The organism is Vibrio sp. 1288, assembly GCF_033344475.1.
This window is the reverse complement of record NZ_JAWPOX010000009.1, coordinates 123,427-145,419: the sequence shown is the minus strand read 5'-3', so window position 1 is coordinate 145,419 and position 21,993 is coordinate 123,427. Positions and strand designations below refer to the sequence as shown.

Below are 21,993 nucleotides of genomic sequence, written 5' to 3'. Positions count from 1 at the left end.
ATGTACGAAACGAAGTTAGACGCGTTAGTACAACGCTACTTTAATCACCTTGAACGCCGATTAACGGTTCTATCCGGGTCGGTGCTTATTGAGCAAGCTGGCTACAACGATCGCTTGTACTATGTGCTGTCGGGAGAACTGGCGGGCTATTACGCGGAAGATGACAAGAAACCGATTCAGGTATTTTCTGCGTCTCAAGGTGCGTTTATTGGCGTACATAGTTTCTTTTCTGGTACGTGGACTGCCTCTTCGACAGTGATTGCTCAAACCGATGTTGAATTGGCTTGGATACAGCGTGATACGCCCGCCGTGGAAGAGGCGACATACGGACCATTGACGACACAATTTATGCCTGTGATGGTTAACGAATTATCTCGTCGTCAACGGCGCGCAATGCAAGAGGCATTGGCTAAAGAAAAAGCACTACAAAAGCTTCATACCGCAGAGCAAATGACAACGTTGGGGCAGCTTGCAGCGGGTATTGCTCATGAGTTGAACAATGCGATAGGCGTTGTAAGCAGTAAATCAGAACGGCTAGAGACAGTTATCATGGAACTGCTTGAAGAAGTTCATCCGGAAGCGAGTCAATTTTTTGATTTTGGTTTAATGCAAGGGCAGAAAGTCTCTTCTAGCGAAGCGAGAAAGCGGGGGCGCCACTTCGAAAAATACTACGGTTTAACCAAGGAGGTTGCTCGTGATCTTGCACGTGCCGTTCCAAATAACTTCCTTTCAGAACATTGGCTAAAAAGACCAGAAGAAGCGATACGTTTCTGGCAAATGGGGCGAGATCTGCATGACTTACGCATCGCTTCTAAACATACCGTTGGCATTGTGCGATCCGTAAAACAATTGGGGCGCACGGATATCGACTTGGATGAAGCGATTAACATCAATGATTCAATCAATCGCGCCTTGGCTCTATTGCAAAGTGACTTAAGACGAGTGAGTGTTCGTTTTAGCCCTGCGGATTTACCTGCTTTTATTGGTTCTCAAACCGAACTCGTCCAAGTTTGGGTAAATATATTAAAGAATGCGTGCGATGCACTTGGTGAAACGGAGAAACCCGGTATCGAAATACATACTCGGGAGAGTAAGGGTAAAATTTTGGTCACGATTGCTAACAATGGACCAGAAATTGATGAAGCGACACGTAGAAAAATTTTCCGGCCAAACTTCACCACTAAAAAAGGGGGATTGTCGTTTGGTTTAGGGTTAGGTCTGTCGATTGTGAAGCGCATTATCGCCGGATATAACGGCTCTATTGTGGTAAAGAGCGACAGTGAAAAAACGATTTTTAGAATCAAGTTACCAGTAGAGGGTGAGCATGGAGAAGCTTAATGTAATTTGCGTTGATGACCAACGAGAGGTACTAAGCGCGGTTCTACAAGATTTAGAGCCGTTAAATCAATGGTTGAATGTCGAAGACTGCGAATCAGCAGGTGAGGCTCTAGAACTGATGGATGAATTTGATGCAGAAGGCGAGATGATCGCATTGATTATTTCCGATCATGTGATGCCAGGTAAAACGGGAGTAGAACTGCTGACCGATGTATCAAAAGACGGTCGTTTTGGCTTTACGAGGAAAGTGCTTCTTACCGGGCAAGCGACGCACACCGATACGATTAATGCGATCAACTCCGCAGGTATTGATCGCTACTTTGAGAAGCCATGGCAAGCGAGCCAATTGATTGAGTGCGTTAGAAACTTGGTGACCCAATATATCTTTGATGTGGGCTTAGATTACACTCAGTATCACGAACATTTAGATCAGAGTGTGGTGTTTGAACGTCTACGTTAATCGGGAGACATTAAGCTTGTTTTCGTCACGGCCCGTTAGTGTCTGAAATCTATAGTGAATAGTTCAGCATGTTTAACGTGGCCGTGCGGAATATTGCTCTAGTATGCTTAACTCAACGAATAGCGGCTTGCACTGGCAACAGAAAGTGGCTTAGAGAACCAATAACCTTGCAGATAATCGACGCCCATTTCGGTAAAAAATTCACACATTTTGGCGTCTTCAATTCCCTCAATCACTACTTCAATATTATTTTCCTGGCACATAGTGATAAGAAACTTCAGATATTCTTGTGAAGAGCGGTTGGTTAGTGTTTTCCACGCCATCGACCTATCAATTTTGATTTGTGTCATCGGGAGGTCGAAGAAGCTATTTAATGAACTGTAACCAGATCCAAAGTCATCCAGAGAGAGTGCAAATCCTAGTTCCCTGAGGGTATTCAGAGGGGCAATGGCTGTCTGATTATTATCCAAAATAAACGTTTCTGTTAGTTCCAACACAATAGACTCAGGATCGACACCAACCTCATCCGCCATGGCTTTAATTCGCGCAGGGAATTCACTATTCATTAACTGAAGTACAGAAACATTCACGTTTACACGAACTTGGTTTTGGTAACGCTCACGGTAGTTTTTGATAAATTCACACGCTTTGGCAAAGACTTGATATCCGAGTTCGACAATCAAACCTTTGTTTTCTGCGACGGGGATGAATTCGTCTGGATAAATTTCGCCAAACTCTTTGCTACGCCAGCGAACCAGAGATTCGAAGCTCACTACTTTTGAGCTTTTGGCGTCAATAATTGGCTGAAACTTAACGCTTAATGTCTGTTTTTCAAGTGCACTTTTTAGACCTTGCTCAATAAAGAAATAACGGTCTACGGCATGCTGAGTTTTCTCACTGTAAACCGCAACACGGTCTTTATTCTGCTCGCTTGCGTACTGACAAGTTCGTGCTGCTTTACGTAATATTTCCTCTGCTGAGTGACTTGGATCTATGCAAGGATACAAACCAATACTAATGTTACTTCCTAAGTATTGGCCCTCTTCAATCACTGCCTCGTGGTAGGTTTCCTTTAAACTTTCGGCATAACTTTGCAGCGTTTCTACCGAGCATTCATCGTGAATCAAAATCGCAAAGTCATCATCATGTACGCGATATACAGAACTATTTGGAGAAGGTAGGTGACTGAGAGTTTGTAGCAATTTTTCCACTAACCCATCGACCAACTCGCTGCCATATTGATTTAAGTAAGATTTAATCTCTTCTATCTGAATGTAACAGATAGATGCACAAGAATCAGTGGCTCGCACACTATCTTCAATATCCAGCAAGAGATGGGCGCGATTAGCCATACCTGACGCATTGTCATGAAATGCGACTTGATGAATGTAGCTTTCCATCAGCTTGCGTTCAGAAATATCACGGTGGCTACCAACCATATAATGACCATGTTCTGTTTCTTTGGTCATGGCTACACCTTCAATCCAGACGTACTGTCCATTGGGTTTACGCACGCGGTAGGTCGTTGTGACCCTCGTGTTGTTGGTAATGATGTGAGCATCGACCCGAGTGGAGAGTCTTTCTCGATCGAGAGGGTGAACAAGGTCTAACCATTGCTCTAAGCTGATTCGACCAGCGTTGATACCAAGCTGCTCATAAAAGCCCTTGTTATAAAATACCATGGTGCCAAACTCATCCATGTAAAAGAGGCCTTCGTTAAATACATCGAAGATATGAATGAATCGTTCTTCGACGATTTTTAGGAACTCTCGGTCACTATCTGAGACTTGTTGGTCAAATATGGTGGTCAAGATATTTCCTCCTCGAGCCTTTTAGCATCAGAGATGAGTGTTGGGGTTGATAACATAGAGTTGATCTGCTGGCGTACATTACAATCACAAAAGTGTCAGTTCAAATTGTTTGGCTATCATTTTATGCGCTACTAGGTTAATAACATACTAAGATTAGGCGGCTAATCATCGACATTTATAAAAAATAGTCAACAGTAAAAATCATTTATAAAATACAGTTATTGATGCCGTCCGCAATCTATAAATATTTATGAATAATTATCCTAAAGTTATTTTCAGTTGTGTCGGTATCAATGTGCTGTTTTCTAACGTCATTTGTATATATGTTATCTTGGATAAAACCATAATAACAAAAAGGACTTAATGAGCGCGACCGATTATTAATTGACAGGATGCTCATTAATTGTAATCAATTCAAATTTATTATCACGCCAAGTAATCAAATCTCTTATAATGCGGACGTTAATATCGAGTAAGCCTTCTTTATATGCAGTACGATCCGAAAAATTCAATCAAAATTGCGCTCGCTGATATCGGCGTTGGTATGTTTGTTACCGCGATAGAGCACAACAAGCGCGTCAATTTAGCCAATGCAGGGCGGATATCTAGCCCTGAAGGCATTAAGAAGCTTGCTACAAGTGGCGTAAAGTATGTTTGGGTAGATCAAACATTATCTTCGCAGCAGTGTGTCTTCAAGCCTGTAGATGAATCAACTGATGCCACTAAAGAGACGCGAGAGCAGAAACACTCCGATTTTAAGAGGGATCAACGAGCTTATCGTTCGAGAGACATCCAACACAAGCGAGCCAAAAGGCTGATCGCCGAAGCAAAAGATTTGGCGCAAAAACTATTGAATCAAACTTTTGAAGGAAAAATCATAGAAGTTGATGAAGTAGAAGCTTGGGCTGACGATGTCATTGAAAGTGTTTTTATTGACTCAGATGCGTTGCAGTGTGTCTCTGCACTCCGAAAAAAAGACTCTTATTTATTGGAACACTCCGTCAATGTCGCTTGTCTTTTAGTGTCATTCGGTAAGTACTTGGGCTTGGATAAACCAACGCTAAAACAGCTTGCTGTAGGTGGCATTATTCATGATGTAGGTAAAATTAAAGTCGATGATAAGATCTTGCACAAGCCAGCGAAGCTAACGCCTGAAGAATTTGAACATATGAAGCTACATCAAGTGTTCGCAGGTGAGATTATCCTTCACGTAAAAGGGCTTAGTGACGTAAGCCGTGATGTTTGTTTGATGCACCACGAGAAGTTAGATGGCAATGGTTATCCTAGAGGCTTGAAGGGGGAGGAGATTCCAATTCACGGCCGTATGAGCTGTATTGTAGATATCTACGATGCGCTAACGGCTGATCGCTGTTACAAAAAAGGCATGAGTTCTGCCGAAGCGTTTAAAATCTTGTTGAGTCTAACGCCATTTCATTTAGACGCCGACTTAGTTTACAAATTCATTAATTGCATTGGGATGTACCCCGTAGGCTCTATTGTCGAGTTGAACGATGGGCGTGTTGGTATTGTTTGGTCTTCAAATGAATCTCAAGCATTAAAGCCAGAAGTGAAATGTTTCTACTCCCGCAAGTATAAACGATACATTGATGTCACGATGGTGGATTTAAAAACGAGTGCGTACAAAATTGAAAGAGCGATAGCGCCTTCATCGTTAGAGATCGATCCTAAGCCTTTTTATGATTAAGAGAAATAGATAAGCTTATACAACAGGCTTTACATCCTTGCATGTAGATCGTATTTTATTTGCATAACTATCTATTAATTTTTTCTAAGTTATTTAGATGCAAGATGGTTATTAAGACCTCGGCTTCATGGATAGAAACCGGGCGATAAAATAGTTCTATACACAATGGGCTATAAACCTCATTTTGCTGGAAGGGATGCCAATGCAAATAGATACATGGATTTTTTACACTCTTGCTATTCTCGTGCTCACAGCTTCACCAGGACCAAGCTCACTGTTGTGTTTAAGTAAAGGAGTGAGTAGTGGGTTTCGTATTGCTTTCATGACTGCACTTGGCAGTTTGTCTGCGATTACGATCATCCTTACGCTCTCATTTACCGGGCTGGGAGTTGTCATTGCTTCATCTGAGTTAGTTTTTAATATTATCAAATGGTGTGGCGCCGCTTATTTAATCTGGTTAGGTATTCAAGCGTTGCGCTCATCTCAGACAGATTTTAATAAAACGGCAACGACTCAAAGTTCCGCGACAGCGTTTAGCGCGTTCACTAGTGGTTTCATTGTTGGCGCTAGTAATCCCAAAGCGATAGTCTTTTTCACCGCTTTGTTTCCTCAATTCATAGAACCTTCCGCACCGCTACTGTCTCAATACGCGATTTTCGCGTCTACATTTGTGGTTTTTGAGCTTAGCTGGCTAACATTTTATGCATTGTTAGGGGTAAAAGCCTCCGATTGGTTGTTTGTCGCTGGAAGGGCGAAGTTGTTTAATCGTTTGACTGGGGGAGTATTTATTGGTGCAGGCGTGATGTTGTCGACGGCAAACCGATAAATAAGACAGACTTCGGTACGCAGTTAGGTTTTCCCATATAGTAAGTTGGAATGCGCTAATTTAGCTTTGTCTTATTTCCAGAATGGAAATAGACGTTTTGTTTATTTTCATTAGTGGCAACACCCAAGCAGGAGTAAAATCACGTTACTCTTTAGGGGTAGAGCTCGTATTTTGTCTTGTGGGCTTGTGGTTACTTTGTAGGAATATCTTAGATGACAAGCCTTTCTAAACTACAACAACGTTTTCTAGATATCGCGACCGACGTCCGTCTTTCTCCAAAACAGAAGTCGAGTTTTTTAGCTTTAGAGGCTGAAGCGTGCATTCCTTACATGACCGTATCTCCATCACTGAGACAAGCAATGGATGAAGGCATCATCTGCGATATGTTTGAAGGTCATGCACCGTTTAAACCTCGCTATGTGTTGCCTGATTACGCTAAATTTCTATCGCAAGGCTCAGACTATTTAGAGTTGTCTCCGGCTGATGATTTCGATGATGCGTTGAACATGCTGACCATCATTTACCATCATGTTCCTTCGGTAACGAACATTCCGGTTTACTTAGGCCAGTTAGATGATGTCTTGTTGCCTTACATAGGCGACCTAACAGAGAGCCAGATTTACAAAAAGTTAAAACATTTTTGGATCATGCTGGATCGCACATTGCCAGATGCGTTTATGCATGTGAATGTCGGACCGACAGACAACATTATTTGTCGCACTGTTTTAAAAGTAGATGCGGAGCTCAAGCAGATCGCACCGAATCTCACCTTTATGTACGACGAGACAGTTACGCCTGATGACTTACTTCGTCAAGCGACACAGAACATTTGTGAATGCAGTAAACCGCATATCGCCAATTACCCAATGCACGCGAAAGCCTACAACGGCTCACGCTTTGGTATTGTAAGTTGCTACAACTCGCTTCCATTAGCAGGTGGCTCGAACACATTGGTGCGAATGAATTTAAAAGAAGTTGCAAAACGAGCATCAGACTGTAACGACTTCTTAAACAGTGCGTTGCCTTCTTACCATCGATTAATGGTCGAGCTCATAAACGCAAGAAGCACGCACTTGCATGAAAAATCGAACTTCTTTCAAGGCTTTTTGACGCAAGAAGGGTTGATAAAAGAGTCCTATTTCGCGCCAATGTATGGCGTTTACGGCATGGCCGAAGCGGTAAACCTTCTATTTGAAAAAGAAGGGCAAATAGGGCGATACGGAAAAAATGATCGAGCAAATACTTTTGCTCATGATGTTTCAGCAACACTGGCTAAACTGGTGGACTCAACCCCGGTGAAATATGGTTTAGATGGCAAAGCGCTCTTACATGCACAAGGCGGCATTAGCTTAGATCATGATGTTACGCCAGGTGTACGTCTGCCTTATGGTGCAGAGCCAGACCCTGTCACTTATGTACAAGCAACGGCGAAGCATCATCAGTATTATCGTGCGGGTATCAGCGATATTTTGACGATTGATGAAACGGTGAAATCTAACCCAGAAGCGATGTTCAATTTATGTAAAGGGGCACTAAATGCTGGTTATCGTGAGTTTACCGCGAATGTCACTTCAAATGACTTAATTCGCGTGACAGGCTACATGATCAAACTTTCAGATGTCGCGAAATATGATAAAGAAGGTTCGAGAACCAACACGACGTTTCTAGGTGCAGAAGCAGCAAAAAATACCAAAATTTTAGAACGCTCGCCACGTGTGGTGAGTCATGAAGTAACACCGACTTACACGCAGGCATAAGTTCGGTTTAGGAAAGAACAAGATGTCTAGACGAAGTGGAAGCCTTTTGGCAAAAGTCACTCGTATCCTTCCTTTCTCTTGTGTTGATGGGCCAGGAAATCGTCTAGTCATCTTTCTACAGGGTTGTAACTATCAGTGTTTGAACTGCCACAATCCTCACACGATAAACCATTGTAATCATTGTGGTGAGTGTGTGAGTGAATGTTCAGCAGGCGCATTGAAGTTCGACGAAAACAACAACGTTGTTTGGCTTAAAGAGGAGTGCACCCACTGCGATCATTGTATAGAGATATGTCAGAACCAATCTAATCCAAAAATTACTGACTACTCTGTAGTAACAATGTTCGATTTGATACGCAAACATCGCTTTTTCATCAGTGGTGTTACTGTATCCGGTGGGGAATCTACCTTACAACTTCCTTTCATTATTGAGCTGTTTAAAGGGATAAAACAAGATCCTGAATTACGGCACCTCTCTTGTTTCATCGACAGTAACGGTTCTTTAGCGGTTGCTGGCTGGCAGCGTATTCTACCTTTTCTGGATGGCGCAATGATCGATTTGAAAGCGTGGCAGACGGAGACGCATCAGTGGCTAACTGGGCGTGATAATCATCGTGTATTTAAAACCCTTCAGTACCTTGTTGAGCACGAAAAATTGTACGAGGTCCGCTTACTGCATATTCCCCAAAAAAGTGATTTAGATATAGAAATCGTAGCAATTGGACGTTACTTGAGTACTCTTCCTGAATCGGTGATTATACGTTTAAATGCCTTTCAGCATCACGGAGTAGTGGGGGAGGCGTTAACTTGGGATATGTGCTCTCATCATGATATCGAACGCTTAAAATCAGAGCTTCGATGCTACGTGAGTAACCCTATCACAGTGCCGACAGTACTCACGTAGTACCGTTGTTTATCTATGCTTACGCATCACAGGCATCTAACATGGCGCAGGCGTCGAGTAATTGTTGCTGCAACCATTTTAAAGCGGGATCGTTTAAGCTCGCTTTGTTCCAAACGAGGCTGTAGGCTACCTGTCCGTAATCGAATGGAAGAGCTTGTTCAACCAAACCTTTTGCTTGCATTGCCGCTCTTGCCCAAAGCTTGGAGCATGTGAACAAGTAATCCGAGTGCTGACACATCACCGCAGCTGAACCAAAGTCGGCTACACGCATGGCCAAGTTTCGCTTTGAATGCCTTTGGGTGAGATTTTGCTCAAAATAAGGTTGTGACAGATCTTTATCATGAATACCGATGTGTCTTGCACAAAGGTAACTTTCAACAGATAAGGGTTGCTCAGCGAGTGGGTTCGATGCTCTCATTAAGCAAACCATTTCGTCTTTCAAAATGGTTTTCCAGACCAAGTCTTTATTTTGTGTGGGTGGTTGGCTGAGATCGTGAGGAAGCAACAAAAAATCCACTTGACCTCTTGCTAATGCATCGAAGCTCATTTCCTCTTTCGCATGGACATTCAAGTGCGCGTGGTTGCTCAGTTGTTGGGACAAGTGCTGTAGAACTGGCGCAAAGAGCTCAAATGAACTTTCACGCATTGCTAATGAAAAACTACCTTGATAGTAAGCCGGATTGAAAGAGCCTTGATGTAATAATCCATTCATACTGGAGAGTATGCCATGGATTGATGGGCCTATATGCAGCGCAAATGCTGTCGGCACTAAGCGAGTGCCATCACGGTAAAAAAGGTCATCCTTTAGCGTTTCGCGCAACTGTCCGAGCGTTTTACTGACGCTCGATGGTGTTACACACAAGCGTTCTGCCGCAAGTGTGACGCTGTGAGTGGTTAACAACATATGTAAAACAGTTAGATGTTTAAGGCTTATACGCGAAAGAGCAATGTAGTCCATAAATAGCATGGTTTCTTATGATTTTTGGCAGTATATCAGCATGAAACAAATTTTTACTATTGTTTATCTCGGAAACACGCCTGTTTCTCTTTGAGCTCAATGCATTTAATGGGTTGCATAAGGATTGATGGTGCTTATAAGTCTAGAAATTTATCTTAGTTTTGTTGGACTTTAATGCTTTCATTTATTCAATTCTAAAGCTTCTATGTAATTTTAATCAATTTGGAGGAGTTGATTGATTTGTACACGAATTAAACTTGTTCCTTGTTAATTAAAATAGATATTGTTTTGTTGATTGTTTGGTGATTTACTCATGATCCCTCAGTAACAAAGGTATAAATAATTAATGGACGACCCCTTTAGTCGACAAAACCCTTCACCATATGTCTTCTTATTATTGGAGACATGCTCATGCTAGAACTTTTTATGCAACCAGAAGCTTGGGCTATTTTCGCCACTTTGTTTGCGCTTGAAGTTGTCTTAGGCGTTGATAACGTCGTTTTTATCTCTGTCTTATGTGAAAGACTGCCGCTGCACCAACGTAAGCTGGCAAGAAACCTTGGTATTGGTCTTGCTGTTATTGCTCGTATTGGTTTAGTGTTTTCAATCTCTTGGATCATGCAACTGACTCAACCGCTATTTTCTTTGGCGAACCAAGCGTTTACCGGAAGAGACGTCATCATGATTGCGGGTGGTGCATTCCTCTTGGCTAAAAGCCTGAAAGAGTTGTGGAGTTGGTTAAATCACAACGAGTCGGCTCACTCAACTCACGCCCGTACTGGTTTAGCGGTAGTTCTGTTGCAGATTGTTGCCGTGGATGCTGTATTCTCGATGGACTCAGTGATAACCGCCGTTGGTTTGACAAGTGATGTCCCACTTATGGTCGCAGCGATTGTTTCGTCTGCTATCGTGATGGTCATGACAGCCGAAAAAATCAATAACCTAGTGTCGTGTTACCCTGGTTTTAAGACACTTGCTTTGTTATTCCTCGTTTTGTTAGGTGGTTTATTGATGGCAGAAGGCTTCGAAATTCATATCAACAAAGGTTATGTGTATTTTGCGATGGCATTCGGCTTAATTCTGGAACTTTGTCATATCCAGTTAAAAAACAAACAACGCCCGACTATTAAACGTCTTAGTCCGTTGCGAGTTCATCCAACCAGATTAGAAGCTCGTCAATAATAAAAGATATTGCCGCTCATATGAGCGGCATTTTTATATTCGTCATCACCTATTTTTACTCTCTTTTTATTTTGTTGTCGTTTCGACAAAAAATCGCATTTGTTGTGGGGTTGAAGATTTTTTATATAGACCGCCCAACTAATATGAGTGAACGACAATAATGGATAAAATGATCGATGCGTTAGCAACCCATGGCTACTACATCTGGGATGATTTTCTTTCTGAACAAGAAGTGGCTCAATTACGAGACTGCATTCCAAGTAACTGGAAAAAAGCGCGTATTGGTCGTAATGACGATGTGACACGTATCGAGTCAATTCGAAGTGACAAAATTCAATGGTTATCGCCCAATATGGGGCACGCGGTTACTTCTTACTTAGATAAGATGGAAGAAATACGCCAAGAAGTGAACCGTCACTTGTTTCTGGGGCTTTTTGAGTATGAAGCTCACTTTGCCAAGTACGAGGAAGGGGATTTCTACCAAAAGCATCTAGATTGTTTTAAGGGCAATGAAAACCGTCGATTGACAACCGTTTTTTACATGAACGAATCTTGGACGGAAAAGGATGCAGGTGAATTGGTGGTTTACGATCTAAATGATAATAAGATAGCAACCATCCCTCCTCAATCGGGACGCTTACTTTTATTCTTATCTGAGCAATTCCCGCATGAGGTTTTACCGACCAATGCTGAGCGTTTCAGTATTGCAGGTTGGTTCAGAATCAATGGTGTGCGAGACAATGTACTTGATATTGCAAAATGATTGGTTTGCAACCTGCACAAAATCAGCAAAGGGCGTAGATACGCCCTTTATCGATTAAACATTAGTTGATAGCTCGTAACACTCGGTCATGTTTCGCTCTAGCACTGCATAGACGTCAGAACAAAGTTCTTGTTTAGCGACTTGCTCGCCCATAATCGCGGCGATTTGTGCTTGAGCCATTCGTCCTCGGTAGGGACGGTCCTGAGACAGAGCTTGAAAAACATCGGCAACCGCGACAATACGCGATGGTACATCGAGTTCGTCTCCTGTTTTATGATAAGGATAGCCAGAACCGTCCAAACGCTCGTGATGATTAGAGGCCCACTCCGCTATTTTAGCGTTGGGAAACACTTTGTGTAATGCGAGCTGAGTATCAATTGTATGGCGTTTAATACGCGTATACTCTTGTTTATTAAGAGAGCCTTCTTTATGAAGAATCTCATCTGGTGTTTTTAACTTTCCGATATCATGCACCAACCCAGCAATAAATAGCATCTCTTGGTCGTGCTCACAAAACCCAAGCTTGATGGCTAGATACCGAGATAACTCCGCCACTTTTTGCGAATGTTGATAAGTAAATGGGCTTTTTGCGTCAACAATTCGAGCGATAAACATTCCCAAACTATTCATATCTTGGATGGTGAGCTGTTTTTGAAGCCAATCAATGCTTTTAAAGTTTAATCCGATGGTTTCTATATTTTCAGACTCCATCGCGAACCAAAATGCGTCGGTCATAACGAGCTTAACCATTGCCTTAGCCATGTCTGGATTAAACAAAGTTCCAGAGTTTGCCATGATGCATTCTGCAATTAGTTCTTCATGAAGTGTGACAATGTCACAGTGGCAGTTCATGACGTATTTGGAACGCATAAAATCGAGACGATCGGCTAAATAGAGTAGGGCAGCGACCTCTTTTTCAAAAGGCGGTAAATCAAGATATTTTAGTTCACTCCAATGTGTATGGTGGTAAAGAACAGGTGTCGCAAACTGACGCAACAAACGACACTGCTTGAGGCTTCGGTATCCTCTTAAGCAATGTGTTTTTACATCTTGTGGCACCAACTCCTCAAGTAACATTTTATGTTCTTGTGTTTCGGAGACCCCACAATCGTGGATCATCCCTGCGAAGTAGCAAAACTCCGCTTTTTCTGGTTCCCAGTTCATGACCCGAGCACATTGGTAAGCGATGTAAGCGACACGGTGGCTATGGTGCGTATCATCAACACCTACATAGTCGAGTGCTCGAGCAACCCAGATAAGTGCTTGTTTCAGATCGACTTCAAAGCCCATGTCCGTATGGGAATGGCAAGAATGATTCATGGTTTATACCGACATTGCTAATTAGCCCACGCTAAACCCAAATCAGAAGGTGATAGGAAAAATTGGGTACGACAGCGAATAGACCCCAAAAAGGTGGGCGTTTAGACATAGTTTTGATTGTGGGCGGGATAATAATCCTAGTTGCATAATAATATCACCTGAAGCTCATGGTTAAGAGTCAGATATTTGAACTAAGTATAAGTTTTGAAAGATTATTGTTGCTCTTGTTGACTTATTTGAAAACGACAATAAATCATGATGTAACGCATTCTTATTTTTATTTTTGTAAATCGTGTTCGGGCTCAACCAGAGACACACGGTATTGATGTGTGATTAACAGAATTTATATTGTTGTTCTTGAAGGCAAAAAATAAGAAGACTTCTTCGAGGCTTGCTCTGTAACTAACAGAGTATTAGGTAAAGCAGCTTGTTAACAACATGACAATAGAGCGTCGTTGAAAATATTTTCTCTGTAGCTCATGTTGTTGAGGAAAGATAATAAAATGGTACGGCTTCCCAGCGATGTTAGCCTTTTTGGTGAGATAAGTTTATTGAAAATGTGTGATTGCAAAGTAAGCATAGGTGGTAAAAGTAGCTAGAATGATAGCTCTAAATGAAAAGGATTTCGTATGTTGAAGCATCGTTTATATCGGACTTACACCGCAGGGTTAAAAATAGCAGCCCTTATCCTTCCTATGCCGAGACCAACCTTGTTTTCCGGCCCTGGTTCGATGAATGAGCTATTAGAATCGATGACCGAGCTGGGATTTAAACGCGTCTTGTTAGTTACCGACGAAGGGTTAGTCCAAGTCGGTATTGTAGATAAGGTGCTTGAGGCAGCAGCACAACTCGATTTACAGTTAGATGTTTTCTCGCAAGTTAAGCCCGATCCTACCTATGATCAGGTTGAGAGCGGTCTAGAGGCTTATCATCGTTTTCATTGTGAGGGCATATTAGCTTTGGGCGGCGGCTCTGCAATGGATTGTGCAAAAGTCATCGCTGCGAAAGTTACCAATAAACGGCCAATCAAAAAATTAGCTGGACTATTGAAGGTATGGCGAATGCCAGCGCCGCTTTTTGCTATTCCAACAACGGCTGGAACCGGAAGTGAAGTTACTATCGCTGCGGTCGTGTCAGATCCCTCCTCACACATTAAAACCCCTTTAATGGATCCAAAGTTGGTGCCACTAATGGCAGCTTTAGATGCGAATTTAATGATTGGTTTACCTCCTAAGATCACGGCTGATACTGGCGTTGATGCATTAACCCACGCTATTGAGGCCTATGTATCGAAAAACGCTACTCAAGAAACGATGGCTTATTCGGTTGCCGCTATTAAACTCATTTTTAAATATCTTCCTAGGGCTGTGATGCAAGGGGATGATGTCGAAGCTCGTCATAAAATGGCTATGGCATCCTATTACGCGGGTTTAGCATTTACCAAAGCGAGTTTGGGTTATGTTCATGCCTTTGCTCACACATTCGGTGCGAGATATGGAATACCTCATGGTATGGCAAACGGATTAGCCTTGTTACCTGTGCTGCGCTTTTCATTATCAGAGATAGAGCCTCAACTAAGAAAACTCGATGCGTTGACGGCCGAAGGGCAGTCAGGTGAGGCGAGTGCTCAACACTTTTTGACGCATGTGGAGTCTTTGTTTGCAAGCATTGATATTAAGCAGAAAAGTGCACTCATTCAGCGCGAAGATGCTGATGCGCTTGTAGATTTAATTCTGAAAGAGGCGCACTGGAATTACCCTGTTCCCAAGTTCATGAACAGGGAAGAATGCACACAGTTATTGTTAAATATCAGCAAGGCGTAAATTATAGTTTACATGTGTGGTTTTTTATCCTTACACTTTGCTTGATCTTCTGCTAAAGATCCTACAATATCGACGGCAATACAAATATGGTGTTGGTTTCGGTCCGCCGTTGCCCGATCTAATACTGATAATTTCTAATAAAGTGTAAAGATTAATATACAATGAGTCGTTCTAAAGTATTCGGTAGTACGCTAATTATTGCGGGCACTACAATAGGCGCTGGTATGCTAGCGCTTCCACTTGCCTCTGCCGGCATTGGTTTTTCAACTTCAATTATCATCATGCTAGGTTTATGGGCTCTGATGGCTTTCACTGCCTTACTTATGCTTGAGCTTCATCAACATGCGGAGAGTAGTGCTACACTTCATACTTTGGCGAAACAGATCCTAGGTCAAAAAGGCAAGTGGGTGGCAAGTTTTGCGATGTTGTTCCTTTTCTACTCGTTGTGTGCAGCGTATATCGCTGGCGGTGGTGCTCAGTTCGGAGACCGCCTTGCACAATGGTTTGACCTCGATATTTCAGGGCCTACATCAACGATAATCTTTACCTTAATTGTGACTTTAGTTGTGACGGTGGGTACCGGTACGGTCGATAAAGTAAACCGAGTACTGTTCGCGATGAAGCTCATTGCGATGGTTGCGGTGCTTTCTTTTCTTGCTCCAAACGTTACGGAATCTTACTTGTTAAGTATGCCAATCGAACAAGGCCTTGTTGTAGCGGCGATTCCGGTGATCTTTACTTCGTTTGGTTTCCACGGAAGTATACCTGCAATTGTGAATTACTTAGACGGTGACACTTCTTCTTTACGCAAAGCCGTTATTATTGGTTCGACGATTCCACTCGTTATTTATATCTTTTGGCAAATCGTGACGTTGGGTGTGGTTAGCCAAAGTACGCTTGTTGAGAACGGAGGGTTGAGCGCACTGATTGGTCAACTATCTCAGACAGTACACCAATCAAATTTGGGTAGCATTGTTGGTGTGTTTGCTGACTTGGCATTGTTGACATCGTTCCTTGGCGTGAGTTTGGGTCTATTCGAATTTTTGGGTGATACCATCAAAGGAAGTAACGATAAGCCTAATCGTTTGATTGCGGCACTAGTGACGTTTACTCCACCGCTAGGCTTCGCACTTTTCTATCCTCAAGGCTTTATTATGGCTTTGGGCTATGCAGCGATTGCCTTAGCGATTTTAGCCATCTTTTTGCCTTTGGTTATGGTGATCAAGGTTCGTAAATCGGATGATTTTACTGGGGAGTACCGCGTCGCAGGTGGTCAAGGTGCGCTAGTGATAACGGGCATCGCTGGCACTGGCATCGTATTCGCTCAGGTGTTAATTACGCTGGGTGTGCTTCCTGCTCTAGGCTAGTTGTTCAGAACGTTCTTTGAATAACCTCTAGTTACTGAATCCATCGTAATCAATCAGTATTGTTAAGCCAACGAGTTTTGCTCGTTGGCTTTTTTAATCTGGATCAAATTACCGTAAGATATCCGGTGAAAAAATTGGTAGAAATGTGCTTTTATTTCGTACACTTAAGTTGTGGTATATCGATAGTTTAAGTGGAGAAAACCGCTCAAAATACCATTGAATTTGCAACACAATGAGCTTTTCTTGTTTCTCTGCTTTGGTGTGGAGGTGAAGCATGGCGCACCGGAGTTTTTACCCGTTTGCAAAACCGCTTAACGAGCAACTGCAAACGCTAAAAGGCAGGATGCAGGCGCACTTGCCATGTATTGATAGGGTGTCATTTGCAAAATATCACCCAGACCAAGATGTGCTCAAATCATTTGCAGAAAGTGAGTTCGACACTTGGTGTCTAGCCCATCACGAATCAGCATTCCGTAAACTCCACCACCTCAATATTGCCTCTAAAAACGCGGTTCCTCGTATCGTCGAAGACCTTCATGATATTAATCACTGTCCTCGGGTTCAAATTTTACTCAAACACGGATATCAGTCGTCGGCTGCTATTCCTTGTTATGACAATAAAGCTTTTACTGGTTTTGTATTTTTGAACTCCACTCAACGTGATGCGTTTAGTTTAGAAGCGCTGAATGGTCTTAAACCTTATTTCGAAATGATTCGATTTGCGGTTGAATCAGAAACTCAAGTAGTCAATGCGATAGAAACGCTAGCGAACCGAATGCAATGTATGATGCCAGGCTATTCACCTGAGTATTACGCGCATACCAAACGCATGAAGTACTACAGTCAAATTATCGCAACGCAGTTAGCGGATCGTTATCACCTGAATGACGAAATGGTCGAAGATATTGGTATTTTTGCTCAGTTCCATGCGCTCGGTGATAGTCAGCTGCCAGTTGAAATTGCTAGCCGCCGAACAAATTACTCTCAAGAACAAGAGGCGATATTGATTCAACATATTGAGCGTTGTATCGATTCAGCGGATGACATAGTTGCCCGTATCGGAAATCCGGTTCACCCGAGTGTGACTTTGTTTTTGCAGATGGTTACTTATCAGTACGAAAACTTAAATGGCACTGGTTATCCTTATGGTTTAACCAATGATGATATACCAATCGCCGCGCAAATTACGGCTGTCGCGAATGCCTTTGATTTTATGACAACGCACCATCCGTATAGACAAGCGTGGTCCATCCCATACGCATTGTTAGAACTTGAAAAATGGGTATATCAGGGGTGGTTATCTCGAGAATGTGTTGATGCTCTGCGAGAGCATCAAGGTTATATAAAGCAAATCATCCACAAATATCCCGAGCACTATACAGGCTTGGGGTTAATGTGAAGAGCAGTAACAAAGTTGAAATGTTGACGAGGAGGAATATTTAAACAATACTGTTTTTATATACAGTAATAAGTTTGGAGGTGAAGTATGTTGTGGGAAACCCTTGAAAGAGTAAACCGCTTACGCCAACAAGCACTTGCAAATCCTGAGTTTGTTGAGTCAGCAAAAGAGCACGAACAAGCACTTCAGGAGCAAGAATACCATTATCAAACTAAGAAAAAGCGTTCAGCCAAAGACAAACAAGGTAAAAAGTCGCTGGCCGATATCTATAAAGAAGTAGAGTTTGGCGCTGACGCTCGTCATTAATGTATTCACTGCGGCATTTTTCATTTCTTCATACGCTGCAGTATTCGTTCAAATTTATGCGAGAGCAGTGGGAGACCGCTGCTCTCGTTGACCTGCCTATAATTTACTAATGAAGTTCAGCAGAGCAAATTATCACTAACACTTAGCAATTCTCTCAATGATCTTGTTTATGTAATGATAATGACAACGGTTTGCATTTGTATCTTTGTTGTTATATAAAACCTCCCTTATTAATCGCTCTGTTGAATAAGAACGGCAAACGTGATCAACGAATGAGAGCTTTGAATAACTGTTATTCGTAAATGGCTATTAGGTGAAGTAGGGATGTTGGAAGCTAAAGCACTCCAGTTTGAGATTGAAGGCAAGTCATTGCTAAAAGCGTTTGATGTGACATTTGAACCCGGAAAAACATACGCCCTTGTTGGACACAATGGTTCAGGAAAATCCACATTGTTAAAGTTGCTGGCACAGCAACAGCAATACACAGCTGGTGACGTGGTTCTGCATGGAACGAGCATTAACGATCTCTCAGCGAAAAAATTCGCCCAACATATTGCCTACTTGCCTCAGCATCTTCCAGTGACCGACAGTATTTTAGGTCGAGATTTAGTCGGTTTTGGTCGTTATCCATGGCATGGTTTACTTGGACGTTTGAGTCAGAAAGATCACGACATTGTTGAAGAAGCAATGGCGATGACAGGCACACTAAAATACGCAGATCGCTTAGTGGACACGTTATCTGGAGGAGAGCGTCAACGTGTGTGGCTAGCTATGCTGTTAGCCCAAAAAACCGAGTATTTGCTTCTTGATGAGCCTTTGTCTGCGCTAGATATCAGCCATCAAGTAGATATGTTGAAGCTTATCTCTAAACTCAGTCAAGAACTGGGTTTGGGCGTTATTATCGTATTGCACGACATCAACTTGGCTGCACGATTTTGCGACTACATCGTTGCATTACATCAAGGTGATTTGATTGCACAAGGCAATGTTGAACAGGTGTTTACTGAACCTAAGCTGAGGGACATATATGGGATAGAGATGATGATCTCTGACCACCCTGCGGGTTATCCGGTGGCGATGCCAAGCTAAAGGTTGGAATAATGAGCAGTACAAACACTCGACTTAAACATTTCTCTTTCGCTCTCTCACTTAGTGCGCTTTTGGTCAGTTCTTTTCAAGCACTAGCTGACGCATCACCTCGGGTGATGTCGGTTGATTGGACACAAACTGAAACGATGTTGGCTTTAGGGGTCGTACCTGTAGGCGTTGCTCAAGGGCAAGATTACGATGCTTGGGTAAAATCGCCACCGTTACCACCTCAAACGAAGGATGTAGGGTTAAGAACTCAACCCAATATAGAGCGCATTTACGAGCTCAGACCTGATCGTATTTTTATTGCCCCGTACTTCTCCTCAATGAAGCATCGCTTAGTTGATATCGCCCCGGTTACCACCATTGACTTATATGAAAGCGGGATTACGGATTGGTCGGTACTTACCAGTTTCACTCGGAGGTTTGGTGAAGAGCTGGGAAGAGAGGCGGAAGCAGAGGCGCTTATCCAACAATATGAAAAACGTTTGTCTTTATTAAAACAGCGTATAAATAAAGGCCAGCCGCCACTTCTAATGATTCAGTTTATGGATACAAAGCACGTACGTGTTTTTGGTCAAAATAGTCTTTACTCCCAGGCTATCGAAAAGATTGGGCTGAGTAATGCATGGAATGAAAAGACGAATAGCTGGGGCTTCAGCCTAGTTGGCATCGACAAGTTAGCTGGCATAAAAGCTCAAATCGTTATCGTAGAGCCATTACCTTATGGTGGAGCGGAGCAGCTCTCTCAAGACCCATTTTGGCAATATGTTGTTCAACAATCTGGTGAAAAGGTCATGCAAGTCGCGCCCGTTTGGAGTTTTGGTTCTATGCCTTCAGCACTTCGTTTCGCAGAGTTAGTTACGGCGAGTAAGGTCGAGGAGTTAACACAATGAAAACGATGCCTTTAAGCTTTGTGGTGTTACTTTCGGCATTTACCTTTTCTATTGGTGCTTTCCAATTGTACCAAGTAAGCTCATTTTCGTTAGCTCTAAGCAGTTTATGGGAGCCTAACTTTCAATCTATCGATTCTGTTTTACTTCACTTTAGCTGGTGGCCTCGAGTCTTCACCACGATTATATCTGGTGCTGGATTAGCGGTTGCTGGGGTATTAATGCAGCAAGTGCTGCGTAACCCTCTCGCTTCACCCACGACACTTGGTGTGGCGAGCGGTTCAAGTTTTGCTTTGATGTTAGCTACGCTATTCGCTCCTTGGATGTTGGATATTGCGCCTAATTTGGTTGCTCTCATCGGCGGTGTGATATCGATGGGGTTGGTGATGTTGTTGTCATGGCGACGAGCGTTATCTCCAACGGTTGTCGTCGTTTCTGGGTTAGTGATAAACCTGTACTTTGCATCATTAAGTACGGTTATTCTGATGATGAATACCGAAAAGCTGAATGGGTTAATGATATGGGGAGCCGGTTCGCTTGTTCAGAGTGGATGGGGAGATTTCTCGTATCTTGCCCCTCGAATCGCACTTGCTACGGTCGTTGCATTTGTGATTGCAAAGCCGTTAAGTCTGTTGGAACTCTCCGAGCAAGGTGCCAAGAGTTTAGGTGTCTCGCTAGCTAAGTTGCGTTTTGTCTGTCTTGGGCTTGCGGTGTTAATCACTTCTTGGGTGGTTTCTGCCGTAGGAATCATCGGTTTCATCGGGTTAGCGGCGCCAGCGATTACTCGATTGATAGGTATCAATAAAATCCAGCATAAGCTTTGGGTATCAATGCTGATTGGTGCCATGTTATTGACTTTAACCGATTTGGTTATTCAGCAACTGCCAGGGCTAATGGCGAGTTTTATACCAACGGGAGCAGCAACCGCTGCACTAGGCGCTCCGCTACTGTTATGGCTGTTACCTCGTTTATCACAAAAGACGCAGGGCCATACTCAAACAGTGTTAACTCGACACCGTCAACATGTTTACAAGCTAAACCCTAAAGCGATCTCATTGGCGTTGATCGGCACGTTAATTTCTGTTGTTCTTTTTGCCACGGTTGCTGTGCAAAATGAAGGGTGGACAAACTTATTTGCTAGCCAAAATTGGATTTTTTTGGAATGGCGCGCACCTAGATTATTTGCAGCAGCAATTGCGGGGGCAATGTTAGCGATTGCTGGAACCATGATTCAACGCCTAAGTGGAAACCCAATGGCAAGTCCTGAAGTGATCGGTATCAGTTCAGGGACAGCGATGGGATTGATCATCGCGATGTTTACTGGGTTTGGTTCGTCAATTTTCACTCTTTCTCTAGGCGGGTTCGTAGGCGCATTAGCGACGGTATTAGTCATTGTGCTGCTAAACCGTAAGTCAGGCTTTCAGCCGGAGCGTATTTTGTTGACTGGTATTGCGATAACCGCACTGATGAATGCAATACAGAGCTTTATTCTAGCCACTGGTGACCCAAGAAGTTATCAAGCATTGGCTTGGTTGTCTGGGTCTACCTACTATGTCTCGGTTGAAACGTTACTCCCATTGTCTTTATCTGCGCTTGTCTTTATAGGGTTGAGTTTTCTCTGCGTAAGATGGCTAGATATTCTTCCTGTCGGTGCCGCTTCCTCTAAAGCACTTGGAATTCGAGTTGATCGTTCACGCGCAATACTGCTTCTTTTAGTTGCTTGTCTCACGGTCAGTGCGACATTGGTTGTTGGCCCGATTAGCTTTGTTGGGTTGTTGGCTCCGCATTTAGCTCGCTTATTTGGTTTTAACAAAGCGTCACAACACATGTTATGCGCCGCGATACTGGGGGCAGGGGTGATGTTGTTGGCTGATTGGTTGGGACGACAGGTCCTTTATCCGCAAGAAATACCAACAGGGCTTATGGCGTCTCTCATTGGCGGTTTGTATTTAATGTGGGGTTTACGCCGCTTATAGAAATGAGCTAAGCCTCAACCAAGAAAGTACTTATACAAATAAGCACTCGTAGTGGCATTCGTAACCTATGCGAGTGCTTTATGCAAAACCTCTGGTTTGTCTTTTACGGAAACAAC

At 42.9% G+C, this 21,993-nt stretch carries 18 protein-coding genes; 15 read left to right on the top strand and 3 right to left on the bottom strand.

All coding sequences use genetic code 11. The features are described from left to right. Positions 1-1,338 carry an ATP-binding protein gene (locus tag R8O11_RS09285; RefSeq protein WP_005389108.1) on the top strand — a complete coding sequence of 446 codons (1,338 nt, stop codon included), beginning with the start codon at positions 1-3 and terminating at the stop codon, positions 1,336-1,338. Next, positions 1,325-1,798, top strand: coding sequence for a response regulator (locus tag R8O11_RS09280; protein ID WP_005377744.1), 474 nt, complete (start codon positions 1,325-1,327; stop codon positions 1,796-1,798). The genes R8O11_RS09285 and R8O11_RS09280 overlap by 14 nt, the downstream gene beginning before the upstream one ends. Before the next feature lie 107 nt (positions 1,799-1,905). Here the strand turns inward: R8O11_RS09280 and R8O11_RS09275 are convergent, their stop codons facing one another. After that, positions 1,906-3,609, bottom strand: a complete 1,704-nt coding sequence (locus R8O11_RS09275; RefSeq protein ID WP_005377743.1) for a putative bifunctional diguanylate cyclase/phosphodiesterase — start codon at positions 3,607-3,609, stop codon at positions 1,906-1,908. Positions 3,610-4,096: 487 nt separating this feature from the next. Between R8O11_RS09275 and R8O11_RS09270 the strand changes: the two genes are divergently transcribed. From R8O11_RS09270 to R8O11_RS09255, 4 genes are all read left to right on the top strand, one after another. Next, positions 4,097-5,314: an HD-GYP domain-containing protein gene (locus tag R8O11_RS09270; RefSeq protein ID WP_258482026.1), complete on the top strand. Its 1,218-nt coding sequence runs from the start codon at positions 4,097-4,099 to the stop codon at positions 5,312-5,314. A 202-nt stretch (positions 5,315-5,516) separates the two neighbouring features. Then, complete coding sequence (locus R8O11_RS09265; protein WP_025766704.1) at positions 5,517-6,140, top strand: LysE family translocator; 624 nt, start codon at positions 5,517-5,519, stop codon at positions 6,138-6,140. Positions 6,141-6,352: 212 nt separating this feature from the next. Then, positions 6,353-7,897: a YjjI family glycine radical enzyme gene (locus R8O11_RS09260; protein ID WP_053303108.1), complete on the top strand. Its 1,545-nt coding sequence runs from the start codon at positions 6,353-6,355 to the stop codon at positions 7,895-7,897. Between the two features lie 22 nt (positions 7,898-7,919). Beyond that, positions 7,920-8,801 carry a YjjW family glycine radical enzyme activase gene (locus R8O11_RS09255; protein ID WP_318194091.1) on the top strand — a complete coding sequence of 294 codons (882 nt, stop codon included), beginning with the start codon at positions 7,920-7,922 and terminating at the stop codon, positions 8,799-8,801. Positions 8,802-8,820: 19 nt separating this feature from the next. Here the strand turns inward: R8O11_RS09255 and R8O11_RS09250 are convergent, their stop codons facing one another. Further along, positions 8,821-9,759, bottom strand: coding sequence for a LysR family transcriptional regulator (locus tag R8O11_RS09250; RefSeq protein ID WP_005377737.1), 939 nt, complete (start codon positions 9,757-9,759; stop codon positions 8,821-8,823). A 411-nt stretch (positions 9,760-10,170) separates the two neighbouring features. Here R8O11_RS09250 and R8O11_RS09245 point away from each other — a divergent pair, with 411 nt between their 5' ends. Continuing rightward, on the top strand, positions 10,171-10,941 hold the full coding sequence (locus tag R8O11_RS09245) for a TerC family protein (RefSeq protein WP_005377734.1): 771 nt from the start codon (positions 10,171-10,173) through the stop codon (positions 10,939-10,941). Between the two features lie 160 nt (positions 10,942-11,101). Continuing rightward, on the top strand, positions 11,102-11,704 hold the full coding sequence (locus R8O11_RS09240) for a 2OG-Fe(II) oxygenase (protein ID WP_005377733.1): 603 nt from the start codon (positions 11,102-11,104) through the stop codon (positions 11,702-11,704). 54 nt (positions 11,705-11,758) lie between these two features. On the opposite strand, the gene R8O11_RS09235 is transcribed toward R8O11_RS09240, so the two are convergent. After that, complete coding sequence (locus R8O11_RS09235) at positions 11,759-13,024, bottom strand: HD domain-containing phosphohydrolase (RefSeq protein ID WP_318194090.1); 1,266 nt, start codon at positions 13,022-13,024, stop codon at positions 11,759-11,761. A gap of 629 nt (positions 13,025-13,653) precedes the next feature. Here R8O11_RS09235 and R8O11_RS09230 point away from each other — a divergent pair. The 7 genes from R8O11_RS09230 (at position 13,654) to fhuB (ending at position 21,877) form a co-directional block, all read left to right on the top strand. Further along, positions 13,654-14,847: an iron-containing alcohol dehydrogenase gene (locus R8O11_RS09230; protein ID WP_318194089.1), complete on the top strand. Its 1,194-nt coding sequence runs from the start codon at positions 13,654-13,656 to the stop codon at positions 14,845-14,847. Between the two features lie 161 nt (positions 14,848-15,008). Continuing rightward, the gene (locus tag R8O11_RS09225; protein ID WP_033905238.1) at positions 15,009-16,214 is read left to right on the top strand and encodes an aromatic amino acid transport family protein; all 1,206 of its coding nucleotides are present in this window, start codon (positions 15,009-15,011) and stop codon (positions 16,212-16,214) included. 274 nt (positions 16,215-16,488) lie between these two features. Beyond that, positions 16,489-17,613, top strand: coding sequence for an HD-GYP domain-containing protein (locus R8O11_RS09220; RefSeq protein ID WP_054574122.1), 1,125 nt, complete (start codon positions 16,489-16,491; stop codon positions 17,611-17,613). Positions 17,614-17,700: 87 nt separating this feature from the next. Then, positions 17,701-17,919, top strand: a complete 219-nt coding sequence (locus R8O11_RS09215; protein ID WP_005377723.1) for a hypothetical protein — start codon at positions 17,701-17,703, stop codon at positions 17,917-17,919. Positions 17,920-18,243: 324 nt separating this feature from the next. Beyond that, complete coding sequence (locus R8O11_RS09210; RefSeq protein WP_136977068.1) at positions 18,244-19,008, top strand: ABC transporter ATP-binding protein; 765 nt, start codon at positions 18,244-18,246, stop codon at positions 19,006-19,008. An 11-nt stretch (positions 19,009-19,019) separates the two neighbouring features. Continuing rightward, positions 19,020-19,904 carry an iron-siderophore ABC transporter substrate-binding protein gene (locus R8O11_RS09205; RefSeq protein ID WP_005377718.1) on the top strand — a complete coding sequence of 295 codons (885 nt, stop codon included), beginning with the start codon at positions 19,020-19,022 and terminating at the stop codon, positions 19,902-19,904. Further along, positions 19,901-21,877 carry a Fe(3+)-hydroxamate ABC transporter permease FhuB gene (fhuB, locus tag R8O11_RS09200; protein ID WP_136977069.1) on the top strand — a complete coding sequence of 659 codons (1,977 nt, stop codon included), beginning with the start codon at positions 19,901-19,903 and terminating at the stop codon, positions 21,875-21,877. Before R8O11_RS09205 ends, fhuB begins: the two co-directional genes overlap by 4 nt. Positions 21,878-21,993 lie beyond the last annotated feature (116 nt).